Source organism: Rariglobus hedericola (assembly GCF_007559335.1).
GTDB lineage: Bacteria > Verrucomicrobiota > Verrucomicrobiia > Opitutales > Opitutaceae > Rariglobus > Rariglobus hedericola.
In genome coordinates, this window is the sequence record NZ_VMBG01000001.1 from 2,428,642 (window position 1) to 2,445,945 (window position 17,304).

General features: G+C 62.8%; 15 protein-coding genes. 7 read left to right on the plus strand and 8 right to left on the minus strand.

The genetic code is table 11. The annotated features are described in order from the left end of the window. The first annotated feature begins 11 nt into the window (after nucleotides 1-11). Entirely contained in the window at nucleotides 12-170 is a 159-nt protein-coding gene (locus tag FPL22_RS10400) for a FeoB-associated Cys-rich membrane protein (protein WP_144230212.1), read from the plus strand. A gap of 34 nt (nucleotides 171-204) precedes the next feature. On the opposite strand, the gene FPL22_RS10405 is transcribed toward FPL22_RS10400, so the two are convergent. The 5 genes from FPL22_RS10405 to queC all read right to left on the minus strand — a co-directional run bounded on the left by FPL22_RS10405 (nucleotide 205) and on the right by queC (nucleotide 6,474). Continuing rightward, complete coding sequence (locus tag FPL22_RS10405; RefSeq protein WP_144230213.1) at nucleotides 205-624, minus strand: hypothetical protein; 420 nt, start codon at nucleotides 622-624, stop codon at nucleotides 205-207. Between the two features lie 191 nt (nucleotides 625-815). Continuing rightward, the gene (locus FPL22_RS10410; protein ID WP_144230214.1) at nucleotides 816-4,247 is read right to left on the minus strand and encodes a PPi-type phosphoenolpyruvate carboxykinase family protein; all 3,432 of its coding nucleotides are present in this window, start codon (nucleotides 4,245-4,247) and stop codon (nucleotides 816-818) included. A 127-nt stretch (nucleotides 4,248-4,374) separates the two neighbouring features. Next, nucleotides 4,375-5,040: an exopolysaccharide biosynthesis protein gene (locus FPL22_RS10415; RefSeq protein ID WP_162525261.1), complete on the minus strand. Its 666-nt coding sequence runs from the start codon at nucleotides 5,038-5,040 to the stop codon at nucleotides 4,375-4,377. Between the two features lie 31 nt (nucleotides 5,041-5,071). Continuing rightward, nucleotides 5,072-5,764, minus strand: a complete 693-nt coding sequence (locus tag FPL22_RS10420) for a 7-carboxy-7-deazaguanine synthase QueE (RefSeq protein WP_144230216.1) — start codon at nucleotides 5,762-5,764, stop codon at nucleotides 5,072-5,074. 5 nt (nucleotides 5,765-5,769) lie between these two features. After that, entirely contained in the window at nucleotides 5,770-6,474 is a 705-nt protein-coding gene (gene queC / locus FPL22_RS10425; protein WP_144230217.1) for a 7-cyano-7-deazaguanine synthase QueC, read from the minus strand. Between the two features lie 8 nt (nucleotides 6,475-6,482). Between queC and FPL22_RS10430 the strand changes: the two genes are divergently transcribed. The 5 genes from FPL22_RS10430 (at nucleotide 6,483) to FPL22_RS10450 (ending at nucleotide 11,595) form a co-directional block, all read left to right on the plus strand. Continuing rightward, nucleotides 6,483-7,724, plus strand: a complete 1,242-nt coding sequence (locus tag FPL22_RS10430) for a ribonuclease D (protein WP_144230218.1) — start codon at nucleotides 6,483-6,485, stop codon at nucleotides 7,722-7,724. Between the two features lie 74 nt (nucleotides 7,725-7,798). Next, nucleotides 7,799-8,056, plus strand: coding sequence for a hypothetical protein (locus tag FPL22_RS10435; protein ID WP_144230219.1), 258 nt, complete (start codon nucleotides 7,799-7,801; stop codon nucleotides 8,054-8,056). A gap of 100 nt (nucleotides 8,057-8,156) precedes the next feature. Next, complete coding sequence (locus FPL22_RS10440) at nucleotides 8,157-9,845, plus strand: fatty acid CoA ligase family protein (protein ID WP_238991376.1); 1,689 nt, start codon at nucleotides 8,157-8,159, stop codon at nucleotides 9,843-9,845. Beyond that, nucleotides 9,842-11,032 (plus strand): NAD-dependent epimerase/dehydratase family protein, encoded by a 1,191-nt coding sequence (locus FPL22_RS10445; protein ID WP_144230220.1) that lies wholly within the window; start codon nucleotides 9,842-9,844, stop codon nucleotides 11,030-11,032. The genes FPL22_RS10440 and FPL22_RS10445 overlap by 4 nt, the downstream gene beginning before the upstream one ends. Next, nucleotides 11,029-11,595 (plus strand): VUT family protein, encoded by a 567-nt coding sequence (locus FPL22_RS10450; protein ID WP_144230221.1) that lies wholly within the window; start codon nucleotides 11,029-11,031, stop codon nucleotides 11,593-11,595. Before FPL22_RS10445 ends, FPL22_RS10450 begins: the two co-directional genes overlap by 4 nt. Before the next feature lies 1 nt (nucleotide 11,596). Here the strand turns inward: FPL22_RS10450 and FPL22_RS10455 are convergent, their stop codons facing one another. Both FPL22_RS10455 and FPL22_RS10460 read right to left on the minus strand, forming a co-directional pair. Further along, entirely contained in the window at nucleotides 11,597-12,292 is a 696-nt protein-coding gene (locus FPL22_RS10455; RefSeq protein ID WP_144230222.1) for a hypothetical protein, read from the minus strand. 49 nt (nucleotides 12,293-12,341) lie between these two features. Then, nucleotides 12,342-13,163: a TrmH family RNA methyltransferase gene (locus tag FPL22_RS10460; protein WP_144230223.1), complete on the minus strand. Its 822-nt coding sequence runs from the start codon at nucleotides 13,161-13,163 to the stop codon at nucleotides 12,342-12,344. Between the two features lie 76 nt (nucleotides 13,164-13,239). Here FPL22_RS10460 and FPL22_RS10465 point away from each other — a divergent pair, with 76 nt between their 5' ends. Next, a complete protein-coding gene (locus FPL22_RS10465; protein ID WP_144230306.1) occupies nucleotides 13,240-14,499 on the plus strand; it encodes a class I SAM-dependent RNA methyltransferase in 1,260 nt (419 codons plus the stop codon). Between the two features lie 51 nt (nucleotides 14,500-14,550). On the opposite strand, the gene FPL22_RS10470 is transcribed toward FPL22_RS10465, so the two are convergent. Continuing rightward, a complete protein-coding gene (locus FPL22_RS10470; RefSeq protein ID WP_144230224.1) occupies nucleotides 14,551-16,416 on the minus strand; it encodes a sialate O-acetylesterase in 1,866 nt (621 codons plus the stop codon). Nucleotides 16,417-17,304 lie beyond the last annotated feature (888 nt).

The following is a 17,304-nucleotide window of genomic DNA, read 5'->3' on the forward strand; positions in this document are numbered from 1 at the left end:
AGAGTAGTCGCATGAACAACTGGCAAACCCCGCTCTCACTGCTCGTCGTCGCCCTCACTGTGGCGTTGCTGCTGCGCAGCGCGTGGAAAAAACGCCGCAAGCCCGGCTCAGGTTGCGGCAGCGATTGCGGTTGCCCCACCAGCGAGCTCAAGGCCCAGCTGAAGAAATAATCGGGTAGCTATCGCGCACCCGCGTGGTGCGCGCTCACCGGCGGCCATCGAGGCGTCCGGTGGATTCAGGGTGCGAGCGCATGTAATCGTTGATCTCACGGCGCACGGCTTGCACTTCCCACGGATCGAAACCGGGCGTGCCGCGTTTTTCCTCCAACGCCGCGCGCCGGCTCAGCAACGCATCCAAGCCTTCTTCTTCGCCGGCGGTGCCATTGAACATGTCCTGAAGCGCACGATCACATTCATCCAGTTTACCGCGTCGTTTCAGCCACACGTGGCCCGCGATCATCGCGGCGAAAAAGACCACGGCCTTCACGGCATCATAGACCGAACCGTGATGCACGGCGGAGGCCGCCATAAAAAGAGCGGCGAAGAAAAAGAAGTAACGAGATGCAAATACGAACCGCACCCACATCTCGGCGGGAGTATTGAGTCGGGTATCACGGGGGCGCATGACGGGAAGGGTTACGCGAGTGGCGGAACTGTCGCTCGCATGATCACAGTCTAGAACACGTCTTCATCGGCGCAAATCCCCACGGGACTTAACACCATGAAAAGAATGCATCCACGCGGGCACTACACGCGGCTTTTCGGCGTGCGTCCTATGGTCCGATCCGCAGGCCGCACGACGACTTCACGTCCCGCTCAGAGCGGGTGAACGCCGAGGGTGCCTTCGAGCGACTGGCGATAGGCCGGCGACTGCACCCGCTCCAATTCCGTCTTGGCGTGAATCAGGCGCAGCTTGAGCGAGAGGCGCGTAACCACCTCGGCGTAACCTTCCTGATCGAGAATGCCCTCCAGGCTCTTCACGTGATGAGACCAGAGCGTGGTCTCGTTTTTCTGCTTCGCATCGAGACGGGCCTGATACCAGTCGCTCGCCAGCATCTGCTCGCGGCCGAAGAGTCCGCGGACTTCCGGCGCGTCGAGCCCATGGCCGGCCGAAGTCTGGCCCTTGGCCATGATTTCGAGCAACGCCCGCAGTGGCGGGATCGCCTGCTCGATGCTGCCATCGGCAAAATAACTCTCGGCCACCCGCTGGTGCGTAGTGACAATCGTATCCACACCATCCGCAAAGATATCGATGTCCTGCAATTCAGGGCGCAGCATCTCGTCGGTGAACACCACATGCGGATGCGTGAACACGCGACCGAAATAGATGCGCACAAACCGCGTGGTGATGCGGTAGCCGAGGCGGCTCGCTCGCACGGTTTTCCCGCGATGTTCGAAATCGAGAAGCTTTTCAAAACAGCCCTCCGCGATGAGCTGCGGCGCGGCGCGTTCGGCGGCGCTCATGCGCGAGAAGACCTCGGGCACGAGCAGCGAGACGTCGTGATCGACGCGCACCTTCGGGCCGACGCAACCGGCCGAGGAGAGGAACACATCGTGGCCGGTGAGAATCGCCGAGACCAGCGCGGCGTTGAGATCGATGACCGGAGGAAGCGCGTTGAACGGGCTCTTGGTCAGCGCGCCTTCACTGCCGGCGCCGGTGGTCGAGGGCGACTTGCCGGTCATCGAGCTGATGAACTCCATGAAGAGCTCGGGCAGTTCGAGGAAGTGGAGCGGATTAAAACAGCACAACGCACGCACGCCGGGCTCGGGCGGATTGTTGCGGCGGCCGGGCACGACCACGTTGACCGGCGTGAGCACGGGTTTGTCCGCAGCAAGCCGGCGGCTCAGGCGCAGACCGAGATAGGCGAGCGCCGTGGCCTTGGGATTGGCCACGTCGGGCCGCACCTGGAGATAGCGCGGGTTTTTGGAGGGCTTGCCACCGACAATGCGCGGATGCGCGGACGAAACGAAATAGGCCGGCGACGCGTTGGTGGTATTCGCCGCAGCCTTACGGATGACGGCCTGCATCGGCGCAGTATAGGCGCTGAAGCCGACGGCGTCTTCGATGAACGCGAGGGCATCTCCGGTGGTGAGCGGCGCGTAATTCGACAGGAACGTGCCGGGCGTGGAGATGTCGGCCTCGGCTTGTTTGTCGTAACCGCGATGGATCGCATCGTCGGGACGCTGGAAAAGCAGGGCTTCGCAGTTCTGCACGAACTTCAGCGAAACCGGTGCGCCGATACCGGGAACCTGGGGCGCAATCGGCGCGACCACGCTCGCCGTGATGTCGTCTTCCATCTGCACCTTGGCCGCAGGATGGAAATCGTGGCGCAGGCCGAACACGCGCCATGAGCCGTCTTCTTCGTAACCGACGCGCAGCGTGTTCACGATGAGCTTGCGGCCGTCGAGTTTGAGTTCGTTGCCCGGACGACCGTTGATCGTGTCGACCGAGAAATGCGCGCGCCAGTTGCCCGCCCAGTCGGGCCGGTGGTGACGCTTGATCACGAAAACGAGTTCTTTGATGTGCTGCGGAATCGAGGCGAGCCAACTGTTGTAGACCGGCGTGTAATCGCGGCGTGACGGCGTGAGGAGTTTGATCACGCTGCCGAGCGTGCGCTCGATGCTAAGCACGGGACGCAGGTCCTTGCCCGCACGGGCGGGATCGAGAAAGCGATCGGAATAATCGCGCTCAAGCAGTTGGGTGACAGCCTCCATATCCTTGTCATGATCGGCGACGAAGACGTGGCCGGGCAGGATTGCATCGGAGATCGCCTTGGAGATTTCCGATTTGCCGCCGCCCGAAACGGTGGACGGTTTGTGGCACAGCGTGGTCTCGGGCACGGTGCCGACGAGCCGCCATTGTCCGCGTTCGCCGCGCACGGGTTCCATGTGCACGCTGTAACCACCTGGACGGATGTAGGTTTTTCCAGCGAGCAACTTAATCTCTCGGCCGGTGCCATCGACGCCCCGCCAGGAGATGCTCTGCTTGCGCAGGTTGAAATGAGTTTCTTCGGGCACGAGCACGGTGTCGACATCCTGAGTCGAAATCGCGTGGCCCTCGGCCTGCACGGCCCACAACTCCGGATCGCGCGCGATCACGGTGGCCACGGTGTAGCTCGCGTCGCCCGCTCGCGTATAGCCGGAAAAATCTTCGCCCAGATCGTAACTGGGAAACACCAGCGCGCCGCCGGCATGTTCCTCCTCGGCGAGACCGAAGAGATTCGCGGCGTAACTGATCTGGGTCTTCACCTCTTTCTTGCAGTAACCGTAATAGTTGTCGGCGATCAGCGTGACCATGACACCGCGCGCATCGCGGGCGCAGACTTTGAAAGCGCTGCCGCCATTGTAGAGTTCGTCCTCGGTCTTCCAGCACATGCCGTCACGACGCTGGCGGGGCGTGGCAAGATCCCAGTGCGGCAGACCGACGAGGTGCTTGCGCACGCCCACCAGATGCGGCGCGAGAATCACGCAGCCCGTGTGGCCGGTCCAGCCATCGACATCGAGCGCCGCATCGTTCTCCGCGAGAAACGGATCGCCAGCGTTGCCAAAAATACCTTCGACGAAATCGAGATTTGAAACCAGCGAGCCCGGCGCGAAGAAACGGATTTCCATGCGTTTCTCACCGATGAAACCCGGCACTGCCGGCACGACGAGCGGACGCAGCAGCAATGACACAATGCACTCCGCCGGCGAGGGCCGGCCGGCGGTGTAGGGTAGACGCAACAAGTCGGCGGGGTGGCGCACGGCGAGATCGAGCAGACGCGAAAACGTGAGCTTCGGCACCGCGAGTTTGTCGTCGGGCACGGGCAGTCCGCCCTCGGCGATGTGGAACACGCCCTGCGTGGTGCGGCGGTCGTTGGCGGGATTGTGCAGGACACCGTTTTGCAGGCGGTAGCTTTTCAGCAGCGGCGAATCTACGGTGTCGCCATCGACCGGCAGCGAGAGTTCGCGGGCGATGCCGGGCCGGTCTAGAATGAAGGTGCGCGAGGGCAGTCGCGGCGCGGGGCCGGTCTCGGCCAGATAGGTGTTAAGGAAATGTTGGATACGCTCGTCGACGGGCGGCAGCTGTTGCGCGAGGCGGCGGGAAAGTTCGCGTTGCTGCGCAAAAAGCGGGGCGGCGATGCCGGCCATATCCACCTCATCGTCACCGCCGGCCGACGCGCATCCGAGCATCCCGAGGCGAAGGTTGATGGCGAGGCGCAGCTTTTCAGGAGAAAGAGGGGCGGGGGATGAATTCGTGGTAGGCATGGCGCGAAAAATTATCTGAGGAAGATACAACGGATTCTAAAGCAAACGCCGAGCCGTAACCACGCATGAATTGCAAAGATTCACGCATCCAAAGCGACGCCCGCGTGACAGCCGCGCGCGCCCTGCCTCAACCCGCGAAGAGTGCCCACAACCATTGGAGCACGCGTTGTCCGTAAACGGCGAAGAGCGCGAAGAAAACGGCGTTGAACGCAAACGCCAGATAGCCCGCGAGAATGAAGCGTCCGTCCCGCTCGAGCAGTCCTCCCGCCATGATCACGATGCACAACGCCGGAGGAAAATTCGTCCCCGGCGGCAGCGGTAGCAGCAACACGCACGCGGCGACAAAAATAATAAACGCGTGCAGTTGAATGAGCAGCGGCGACGTCGTAAGCCAGAGCTGGCGGGGCTTCAGCATCACTTCCAGAAAACGCAGCACGCGACGCGCACCGGACAACAACGTGGGGAAAAAACGCGGAGGTAATTCGCGGTCCAGCAGACGCGCGGGGAGCCAGGGTTTTTGGCCGAGCGTCATGCGCAGCGCGATGAACGCGATCACCAGACCGAGCAGCGTGGACAGGCCCGGCAGCGGCAGTGGCAACAGAAACGGAATCGCCAGCAACAGCATGAGCAGGTTGTAGGCACGCCCCTGCAACACGACGATGACCTCGCGCAAGGTCACCGGACGCATGGCAAAGCCCGCGATGAGTTGCTCGAGGATCTCCGAGAGCTTGCGCGGCTGCGGACCGGGAAAAAGAACAATGACGTTGTCCGCGGCCACGGCCGATGACGGCACGGAGTCTGCGGATGGATGCGGGGGCCGGGAATCAGGTGCCGCGTTTGTTGCCATACAATTCGATATGCAGGCGATGAGCATACCGATAACCGCGCTCTTTGCAAAGTTCCCCCAACCAGGCCGAGCGTTCGCGCAGACGATCCAGCGTGATCGCCTCGGGCATCAGCAGGATTTTGTGTCGCGGGATGTCGCGACCGAGCGAGGCAATGAGCGTCTCCATCTCCTCGACGTCGGCGGGCGTCGAAACGACAAACTTGAATTGATACGTGTAACCATCGACCCACGCGCGCAGGACCTCGGGATTCCAGCGCGTCGCTTCATGGCGCGCGCGCCACGCATCCGACAGACGCGCATCGGGCGCGGAATTACCGAGCTTCGGCGACATCGAGGCGAGGTCGCAAGCGATGCCATCGGGCGCGATGGTGGCGGCCGTCTCGATCGTGATGTGGCGGCCGTCGGCCCGCAGCGCGGCGGCGAGATCACGGATGTTTTTTGCAATCATCGGCTCGCCGCCGGTGAGCACGACATGGCGGCCCGGATGCGATTGCACCTCGGCCACGAGATCGGCGACGGAGCGTTCAGTGCCCTCGGGATTCCAGGAAGCGTAAGGCGTGTCGCACCAGTTGCAGCGCAGGTTGCAACCCGACGTGCGGAGAAAAACCGACGGCACGCCGGTCAGCTCACCCTCGCCTTGCAGCGAATAAAATGTCTCGGAAATCAGCATGCGTTTTAACCGATCGCTTTGAACGGCTGGTCAGGACGCGGAGGCAGCGGGCCGTTGTCCGCATACACCGTGGGATCGACGAGGCCCGCATCAATGAACGCCTCGCGACGTTCGACGCAGGTGCCGCATGTGCCGCAATGAACCGCGCCGCCTTTGTAGCAGGACCACGTCTTCGAAAAATCCACCCCGAGCTCCACGCCCGCGGCGGCGATCCCGGCCTTGTTGATCGCGATGAACGGGCGCAGCAACTGGATGCCGGCGTAAGTGCCGAGGCGCATCGCATCGCCCATCGCGCGCATAAAATCTTCGCGGCAGTCCGGATAAATCGCGTGGTCGCCGCCATGCGCTGCGATGATCAGACCTTCGGCCCCCGCGCTTTCAGCAAAGCCGGTGGCGATGGACAACATCACCGCGTTGCGAAACGGCACCACGGTCTGCTTCATGTTCTCCGCCTCGTAGTGGCCGTCCGGAATGTCCCCGCCCGTGGTCAGCAGATCCGAGGCAAACAGACGGCTTACGAAATCCAGCTTCACGATCTCGTGGCGCACACCGAGGCTCGCGGCGGCCGCGGCGGCGAAGGGCAATTCGCGGGGGTTATGCTTAGCGCCATAGTCAAAACTGATGACCGCGGTCACGACATGGTTGGCCTGCGCCCAATGGAGCGCGGCCACCGAATCCATCCCGCCGGAACATAACACGACTACCTTCATGTCCCGTGATGGCGTCAAACTGCGCCCCAAAGCGCAAAGGCAATCTTCCTCCGTCGCGCAACCTTCCCCGCTCCTCCGCGTATTTCGCGCTTCCGTCCGCCGCCGCTTCGCGTTTCCTCGTCGTCACGTTGAACGAGCAACCCATTCCCGCCTACACCCTCATCGACCAGCCCGCCCAACTGGCCCCCTTGCTTGCCGCGTTGGATCGTGTTGACGAGGTCGCCCTCGATACGGAGGCGGATAACATGTTCCACTACCGCACGCGCGTGTGCCTGCTCCAGTTCCTCGTCGCCGGAGAGATTTTCCTCGTCGATGTGCTCGCCCCACTGCCGCTCGCCCCGCTCTGGGAGAAACTCGCGACCAAGCACTTGCTGATGCACGGCAGCGACTTTGACCTGCGCCTGTTATCCGATCTCTGCCAGTTCCGCCCGAAGAGCATCTTCGACACCATGCTGGCCGCCCAGCTGCTCAACCGCCAGCGCATCGGCCTCGCCGCATTGCTGGAACAACACTTCGGCCTGATCCTCGACAAGGAGGGCCAGAAGGCCAACTGGTCCAACCGCCCCATCACCAAGAAACTCCTCGACTACGCTGCGCTCGACGTCTGGCACCTGCCCGCCCTTCGCGACATCCTCACCCGCGAACTCGCCCAACTCGACCGCCTCGACTGGCTCGACCAGCAATGCGGCCGCCAGATCGAGTCCGGCATGATCGGCTTCCCCCGCGACGACGAAAACGACTGGCGCATCGGCCGCTCCGAACGCCTCCGCGGCCGCGGCCTCGGCGTGCTCCACTCCGTCTGGCACTGGCGCGAAGAGTGCGCCCGCACCCTCGATGTTCCTCCCTTTAAGGTGTGCAGCGCCGATCTGCTCCTCGACATCGCGTATGCGGCCGAGGATGGCGACTCGATTGAGGGCATTCTCGGCAAGGTCAACCTGGGCAAGCGCCACGCGCGTCTCGTGCAGTCCCTCGCCACCGCCCTGCGTGAGGGTTTCGGTCGCGACCCCAACACGCTCCCCCGCCGCCGCCGCTCGGAGACGGCCCCGCTTTCCCCGCAAGAAATCGCCTTGCAGGACCGCATCAAAGCCGACCGCGACCGCATCGCCGCGACGCTCGGACTCGAAGGCACGCTCATCGCGAACCGCTCCCAGCTCGCCCTCATCGCCCGCGACCCGGCCAAGGTCGATGACATCCTGTTGCCCTGGCAAGCCGACCTGTTGCGCAGCCAGCCCTCGATGCAACCCGCTTGAATTTTTTCGCCGGATTTCCCCATTTCCTGCGCTTGCCAAAGCCCAGACCACCTTACACCGTCCCCTACTCCCCTATGAAATCGAAGACCTTTCTTACCCTTGCGATTTGCGCCGTAGCCGCATCCCTTTTTGCCGGTTGCTCCACGCAGAAAACCCGTTCGGGTCGCAATAACAGCGTTCTTGGCGGCCTGTTCGTTTACAACAGCGGCAGCTACCAGCCCGTCGGACCGAACACCATCGACATCGATGGCACCAAGTATCTCGGCCGCGTGAATCCCTCGGGCACCCAAGTGTCCGCCGTCTGGGGTCTCGTCACCTTCACCGATTACTGAGATTTCAGTATCCCGATCCTTTTGACCCCGCGTCCGGCCCTGCGCCGCGCGGGGTTTTTCTTTGCCTCCGCCCGCCGATGCGTGAGGTTTTCCGCCAACCGTGCCACCGGACAACGCCAACATCGCCCGACACCTCGCACACATGGCCGCCAGCCAGCCGCTCACCGCTGCGCTCAAGGTCCCGCGCGGCCGCACGCGTGACGGCGGCATCGATTACCTCACGCTTTCTTTCGCCGAGCTCGCCGCCGAAGTCGGCGCCTGGCGGACCGAACTGACGTCCCGCGGCGTCCGCCCCGGCGACCGCGTCCTCGTCATGGTGCGTCCCGGCCTGCCGCTCATCGCCGCCGCCTTTGCCCTCTTTGCCCACGGAGCGGTGCCCGTCGTGATCGACCCCGGCATGGGTCTGAAAAGTTTTCTCTCCTGCGTCGAACGCTCCGGTCCCCGCGTGCTCCTCGGCATTCCCATGGCGCGCCTCGTCAGCCGCGTTTACCGCCGCGCTTTCCGCACCGTCGAGCTCCGCATCCCCGCCAGCAGCTCGCCCACCGACCGCCGGGCTTCGAACTCTCAACCCTCAACTCTCAACTCTCAACTCGCGGCAAATTCGCCGGACGAACTCGCCGCCATCCTTTTCACCAGCGGCTCCACCGGTGCACCCAAGGGCGTTTGCTACACCCACGGTATGTTCGACGCGCAGGTCGAACTCATCCGCACCACCTACGATATACGCCCCGGCGAAATCGACCTGCCACTGCTCCCGCTGTTCGCCCTTTTTAATCCCGCGCTCGGCATGACCACCATCGTGCCCGAGATCGACCCCAGCCGCCCCGCCACCGTCGATCCCGAAAAAATCATCCGCGCGATCCTCCAGGAAAACATCACCAGCTCCTTCGGTTCGCCCACCCTCTGGCGAAAAATCGCCGTCCATTGCCACGAGAACCACATCGCGTTGCCCACGATGAGGCGCGTGCTCTGCGCCGGCGCCCCCGTGCCGCCCGACTTGTGGGATTTGATGACGCCTGTGCTCCCGCACGGACAACTCCACAGCCCCTACGGCGCCACCGAAGCACTCCCCGTCAGCACTATCAGCGCCGCCGAGGTTATGGCCCACCACGGCGGCACCGCCGTCGCCACCCAACACGGCGCCGGCACCTGCGTTGGCCGCCCGCTCCCCGCCAACGACGTCCGTATCATCGCGCTCACCGACGCGCATCTCGCCTCGCTCGCCGACACCCGCGAACTCCCTCGCGGCCAGATCGGCGAAATCATCGTCGCCGGCCCCACCGTCACCCACACCTACGACGCGCTTTCCGAATCCACCGCCGCCGGCAAAATCCACGACCCCGCCACCGGCGCGATCTTCCACCGCATGGGCGACGCCGGTTACCTCGACGCCGACGGCCGCCTCTGGTTTTGCGGACGCAAAGCCGAACGCGTGGACAACGGCGACGGCCCGCTCTTCACCGAACAAGTCGAACCAATCTTCAACACCCACGCTGACGTCCGCCGCTCCGCCTTGGTCGGCCTCGGCAAACTCGGTCACCAACGCCTCGCCGTCGTGATCGAGCCCACCTCGCCCCAGTTTGCGACCAGCAGTGCCGATTGCCGCCGCTTCGCCCGCGAACTCCGCGAGATCGCCAAACGCTTCCCCCATACCGCCGGCATCAAACTCTTCTACTTCCGCGATAAATTCCCTGTCGACGTGCGCCACAACGCCAAGATCCACCGCCTCACCCTCGCCCGCTGGGCCGCCGACGGCGCCACCGGCTACGAGTCCGACCCCAAGCGATGACCCCCGCGCCCCCCACTTCTCCGTCCGTCACCAACCCAGTTTGTAACTTAATAAGTTACAAACCATCTGGACCCGTCCTCGTTACCGGCGGCACCGGGTTCCTCGGCCGCCACCTTGTCGAACACCTCCTCGCCGCCGGTCGCCCCGTCGCCGTGCTCGCCCGCACACCCGCCCCCGACTTGGAAAAACGCGGCGTCCGCTTCATCCGCGCCTCGCTCGATGACGAAACCGCCGTGCGCGCCGCCTGCCGCGGCATCGACACCGTTTTTCACGTCGCCGCCAAAGTCGGAGTCTGGGGCCGCTACGACGACTTCTTCCGCGCCAACGTCCTCGGCACCCGCGCCCTGCTCGCCGGTTGCCGCGAACACGGCGTCTCCCGCTTCGTTTACACCAGCACGCCCAGTGTAGTTTATAACGGATACGATCTGGCCAACGCCGACGAATCCCTTCCGCTCACCACATCCTGCCCGAGCCCTTATCCGCTCACCAAGGCCATCGCCGAGCGCGAAGTTCTCGCCGCCAATTCTGCGACCCTGCGCACGGTCGCCCTGCGCCCGCACCTCATCTGGGGCGTAGGCGATCCGCACCTCGTCCCGCGCATCCTGAAACGCGCCCGCGCCGGTCGCCTCCGCATCATCGGCGCAGGCCGCAACCGCGTTGACATGGTCCACGTCGAGAACGCCACCGACGCCCACCTCCTCGCCGAATCCGCCCTCCTCCCCCGCCCCCCAGCCCCCACATCGCAAGCGAACCCGCAGTCGAACCCGACCCAGCCAACTTGTAACTTATTAAGTTACAAGTTGGCTTATTCAGTTCCTGGAGAATGTGATCCAATCATTAATCCTACTCATTCGAGTGCCGCTGGCCGCGCGTATTTTATTACCAACGGTGAGCCCGTCGTCCTCTGGGATTGGATCAATGGCCTCCTCAACACCCTCGGCGAACCGCCCGTTACGCGGCACATTTCGCTGCGCACCGCATCCGCCGTGGGGGCCGTCTGTGAAGCCGCCTGGCGCGTCCTGCCGCTCGACGGCGAGCCGCCCATGACGCGTTTCATCGCCGCAGAACTCGCCAAAGACCACTGGTTCTCGATCGACGCCGCCCGCCGCGATCTCGGCTACAGCCCGCGCATCAGCATGGCCGAGGGCACCGCTTCGCTCGTGAACTCCTTGCGCCGCCCGTCATGATTCCGGCTGAAACCGACTCCATTTCCTTCCGTCGCCTGCTGCTTCCCGTGCTGGCGATGGCTGCGATCGTCCTGCTCTCCAACGTCCTCGTCCAATACCCCATCACCGACTGGCTCACGTGGGGTGCGTTCTCTTATCCGATCACTTACTTCGTGACCGATGTGTGCAACCGCTGGGCCGGTCCGCGGCTCGCACGTCGCGTCGCCTGGGCGGGCTTCGTCACCGGCGCAATCGCCTCGGTCAGCGTGGCGCTTGGCCAGGATGATCCTGCGTTCGGCCTGCGCATCGCCGGCGCTTCGGGAACCGCGTTCATCGTTTCCCAACTCCTCGACGTCGCCATCTTCAACCGCCTGCGCCGCCAGAGCTGGTGGAAAGCCCCGCTCTGGGGCTCCGCCATCGCCTCGACCGTGGACACCGCGATTTTCTTCTCACTCGCCTTCGCCGGCACCGGCTTCGACTGGAAGCTCCTCGCCGCCGGCGACCTCGGCGTGAAACTCCTCATGGCCGCCGCGCTCCTGGTGCCATTCCGCGCACTGGTGCGCCGACTGGCACCGACAGGTTGAATCAATAGCGACGACGACGGATCACCAGAACAGCGGCCAAACCGACGGTGCCGGCTAGCATCGCAAAGGCTGACGACTCCGGGATTACCGATACAGACGAAGCAAAAAGCTCAATTCTGTCCTCAGTGTAGATGCCGAACTGTAGGTAAATGTCTTTGAAATTATACGCCGTTAAATCCGAGAAATTCGGGATACTGGTGTCGGAAGAAATCGTGCCTTCATAATCCGTAAAATTCAGGGACCAGTGGCTGAAATTCTGGAAGCCCGGCCCAAGCGTAGGTCCGCTAAACGTAACGCCGCTTAAACCTGCGGAAAATTTATCGTTCCCAAAAACGTTATTCTGAACACCAAAGCTATGGCTGAGACTATTGGCCGCCGGAGTAGCATAGGTCCAAGTCAGGGCACCGTCATCGGCGAAAATCGTGATGTTCGTTTCCAGCAGATAGTAGTCAGCCGCATTATTGGTATCGGTGACTCCTTGTGTGGTAATGCGGGGTGCTTGAGCGGAATTATAGGTCAAGGTAATCGTGTAGAAGTCACGATCAGCAAAATTAGGAGACGTTCCATCAATACTCGTGCCCAAGTTGCTGCCAACCGAGGTCACAAAACCCGATACGATCACACTATCGGCCAAAGCCGACGTGGTAAATCCAACTGCTCCAATAAAGCCGAGAAACAAGGCACGAATACAGTTCATGCCACCCTTCTGCATAAGGCAAAAACCCTAGGCAAGAATTTTTCTGCAACTAAATTGATCCACGCTGACGCACCGCTTCGAACAGCGTGATGATCGTCGCCATCGCCACGTTCAGCGAATCCGCCTGGCCCGCCATCGGAATCACCACGCGTTGATCCGCCTCCTTCAGCCAGTAATCGCTCAAGCCATACTGCTCGCTACCCATCACGATCGCCAGCGGCCCCTTCAAATCCACATCCGTATAAAAATCCGTCGCCGAGGGCGTCGTCGCCACCGACTTCACGCCATGTTCGCGCAACCACTCGCGCACCTCCGCACTGCTCGCGATCACCACCGGCACAGAGAACAACACGCCCGTCGAGGCGCGCACCACGTTCGGGTTGAACAAATCCGTCACCGGATCGCACACGATGAGCGCATCCACGCCCGCCGCGTCCGCACTCCGCAAAATCGTCCCGAGATTGCCCGGCTTCTCGATCGCCTCGACGACCAGTAAAAACGGCGCCTTCCCGTCCTTCGCCGCCGGAATGTCCGCCAGCGTCCGTTTCCACTGCGGCGCGACCGCCAGCAATCCATCCGGCCGCTCGCGATACGCGACCTTGGCAAACGCGTCCTTCGTCAGCTCGAACACCTGCGTCCCCGTCGCCTGCGCCTGCGCGATCAGCGACGGTTCGTTCTCCCCCAGATACCATTCGGGCGAGATATACAGTTCCGTCAGCGTGATGTTTTTCTCCAACGCGCGCCGGATCTGACGGTAGCCCTCGACCATAAACACGCCCGCCTCGTCGCGCGGACGCCGGTCGCGCAGCTTCACAAGCTGCTTCACGCGCGGATTCTGGAGACTGGAGATTTTTTCGGGAGGTGTGGCCACGGAACCCACGGAAACACACGGAAATCACCCAAAAGACAAAATCCTTTTCCTCGCCGTCTGCCTTTCCGTGTATTCCGTGTGTTCTGTGGGCCAAAAATTTAAGAAAAAGTTCAACGACCGTCCCTTCGCCTATCACCAGGAGATCGAGCTGGAGATCGCCACGCTCACCAATCTCGGCGTGGGCCTCGGCCGCGTCCCGCACCCCGACGAGCCCGACTCCAAATGGGTCATCATGATCCCGTCCACGCTCCCCGGCGAACGCGTGCGCGCCCGCGTTTTTCGCAACCACAAGAATTTCTCCGAAGCCGATCTCGTCGAGATCCTCACCCCTTCGCCCAAACGCATCGCCGCGCCCTGCCCGATCTTCGGTGCCTGCGGCGGCTGCCAATACCAGAACCTCGCCTACGACGAACAACTCGCCTGGAAACGCCGTCAGGTTGAGGAGCTCCTTAAGTTCATGGGCGGCGTCGAATTTCCCGTCTCGCCCGTGATCGGCTCGCCTGTCGAATACGGCTACCGCTCCAAGATCACGCCCCACTTCAACGCCCCGCGCGGCGACGGTCGCGAGCTTCCCATCGGCTTCCTCCGTCAGGGCACGCGCTTCGACATCCTTGATGTCCCTCACTGCGCCATCGCCACTGCGCCTATCAACGCCCGCCTCGCCGAATCCCGCGCGATCGTCCGCCAGAAAGCCGCCAACGGAGACTACGCGCGCGGCGGCACGCTCCTCCTCCGCGACGCCTCCGGCGTAGTGACCACCAACTACGACGACATCGTCACCGAGACCGTCGGCGACCTGAAATTAAAATTCCTCGCCCGCGACTTCTTTCAGAACAACCCGTTCATCCTGCCCGCCTTCACCGGCTACGCCCGCGACCAAGCCGCCGCCAGCGGCGCACGTTTTATGGTGGACGCCTACTGCGGCAGCGGACTCTTCGCGCTCACCTGCGCGCCCGCGTTTGAAAAAGTCTCCGGCATCGAGATCAGCGAAAGCAGCATCGTCTTCGCCAAACAAAACGCCGCCGCCAACAACCTGACCAACGTCACGTTCCAAGCCGGCGACGCCGCCGCGATCTTCGCCGGCCTCACCTTCCCCGCCGCCGACACGGTCGTGCTGATCGATCCGCCTCGCAAAGGCTGCGACGAATCCTTCCTCAACCAGCTCTTCGCCTACGGCCCCCGCGCCGTCGTTTACGTGTCGTGCGACCCCGCCACTCAAATGCGCGACCTCAAATCCTTCCTCGCCGCCGGCTACGAGCTCACCGCCGTCCAGCCCTTCGACCTCTTCCCGCAAACCCGCCACCTCGAGTGCGTGATCACGTTGCGGAAGAAGTAAACGAGCGCGCACGGGGCGCGCCCAGCTTCGAACTCCGTTCCGCAGCCTCGCTCACACTGAATACGCCGGCCGCGCAAACTGGCCTTTGCGAACCTCCGCCGCGCTGAGATCCCGCCTGCACAGGCGCAGGAAAAAGCCCCACGACGCACCACAGGCGAGATCCATCGCCACCGTCAGCGTGTGCTCGCCCGCCGGCAGCGTGGTCGTCTTTGAAAACTCGTCGGCCAGACACGGGTTGATGCCGCCGATATCCGTGTAGAACGGTTTCCCGTCGATCCACATCCGAAACGGCCCGTCGTAGCCCAGCAGGAATTCCAGTTTCATCGCCTCCGCCAGCGTAAGCTTCGCCGCGAAATACCCGTGGCCTTCCGCCTTCTGCCAGCGCGCGTGTTCGTTGATGAAACCGTCCATCCCGTAACTGCGAACTTCGCTTCCCGCCCCATCGAGATGCGGACACGCCAGCTCCGCCAGCGACACCGCCGGCGCCGTCACCACCGGGCTCACCCGCCACGTCGTGAAAAACGGCGCCATCGCGTTCGGCTTCATGAACGGCTGCGGCGCAAACACCGGCAGCGCACATCCGCGCCCGTCCGTGATCGTGCACACCGGCATGCGTCCGTGCCCGTAAGCCAGCCGCGTGTTCCAGGGCAGCACCAGTCCCTTGAGCATGTGCAACCGCGCCGTGTCGCCGTGCAGCGTCGTCTTAAAAATCGAGGGCAACACCTTCCCGTCGCCATCCACCAGCGTGAACCCGCGCGCCGCCCCCGCCGCGCGCAAACCGCCCGGCACATGCTCGAACACCACGTCGATCTGCCCCGGCGCCTTTTTCGGATCCGGTGAGATGATCGTTTTGAGCCGGGGCATCGGCACCTCGGCACAGTTGCCATACACGAGACGATCCGCCGCCCGCGCCATGCGATTGGCCAGCACCGGAAAACCCGCCGCGCCGATGTGGATGTTATCATCCAACGGCAGATCCACCGCCGCCACGGTTTCCAGTTGTTTTACTTTCAACGCCAGCAACCGCTGCTGCTCCTGGATGCTATTCCAGCCCGCACCATCCTCCAGCGATCCGAACACCGTCGCCAGTTGCACGATCACCCACGGCAACGCCGGTTGCTTCAGATCACGTCGCACCGCCGCGACCAGCGCGCGCATCTTCTCCGTGTAAACCGCCACCGGCGGACCGCCCGCGTCGCTCTCGCCTTGATACCACAACACACCGGCCACCGGCTGGCCCGTCTCGCGGCACGACAACATCATCGACCCGTAAAGCGAATCCCCGCCCCGATCCTTCAACGCCGGGTTCCACTGCTCCATCGTCGTGCCGCCATGCGCCGTCGCGATGAGCCCCTGCGGCACGCCCGACCGCTCCAACATCTCCCGTGCAAAAAACACGCCCACGCCCACACCCCGCTTCGTCGTTGTGCGAATCGACTCGGCCTGCTCGCGAGTGAGCTGACGCGCCCCCGCGTGGCACGAGTCGGGCGACTCGCCGAGCACGTGCAACGGATCCTTCGCCAACCGCCACTCACGCCGCATCGTCAGCACCCGGATGAGCGGATGCGGTTTCACCGGCGCCGACATATCGCCCACGCCTTCCATGTTGCTCTGTCCCGCCATCAGCCAGACATCGCCCGCATAAAACTCCTTCACGCGCACCTGCTCCGCACCGCAGCGCAACGTCAGCCGATACGGCCCGCCCGCCGGCACGCCCGCCAGCTCCGCGCTAAACCGCCCGCGCCCCGCCGTCCCCACGCGCCGCGCCTTCCAGCCCTTTAGCGCACCACGCGCGCCCTCGATCGTGGCCAACACCGGCGCCACTTCCGCACTCTCGCCCGACAAACGCACCGTGGCGCCCTTGCGACCGATCCGTTGCACCACCTGCCCCTCACTCAACCCCTGTAGGATTTTCACGTTGGATAATGTTGTTGGAAATTAAAACCGCGCCCCGATGCCCGCCGCAAACCGCGCACGAGTGATCAAAGGGGTATTCCCCCGATCGATTCATCTTCCCCGGCCCAACGCAAGACGCCGAAGAAATGCCTTTTGGCGCATCCCGCTCATTTTAACGAGCATCTGGGGCAGGGACGGACCGCTGGGCCGTCCGCTCCGCCCACCGTCGTTCAGCCGTAGGGGCGAGCCTCGTGCACGCCCACCCGGGCCCCGTCTGTCTTCCGTCTTTCGTCTTCCGTCTCCCCGGTCCTCCGCCCGCCGTCCCGAGTATTCCGTCTTCCCCCCTCAGCCCGTAAGCTGCGTGCCGCCAGTCGCAGCCCGTTTAACCATCCAACGTCGCAACCGGTCAAAAACCTCGGTCATAGTCCCCTCGGGTAATTGCGTGGCCGTTTTACCATTCACGCGAATTTTATAACGACGCTCCGACCAAAGCCCTGGAGCATCAATCAGCTCGACTTTGAGCGATTCACCAGACTCCTTATCGCAAATCGAAATCCGAAACCGTGATTTTGACCGTCCCATCTCTAAATCTAGAAAAGTGCACCTAACAATTGGCAATCCACTAATCGTCAATGATCTGCCTTTTTTTAATTTAAAACGGAGTAACGATTCGTTACCGGCACCTATTAATTCTAAAAAAATGCACCCTGAAATGAGCAATCACTTCTTTTCCAATGATCTGCCGTTTTCGAGAGTGAAATGCAGTGCCGCTCAATAACACTGTTAGGCAAAAAATGAAATCACTCAGCATACTATTTCTTGCGGCCTACTTAACCGTCTTGGCCCAAGCTTTTCCGCCACGCCCACCGATACCATCGGTATTGGTTGAACCCGCATTGGCAGCGGCCA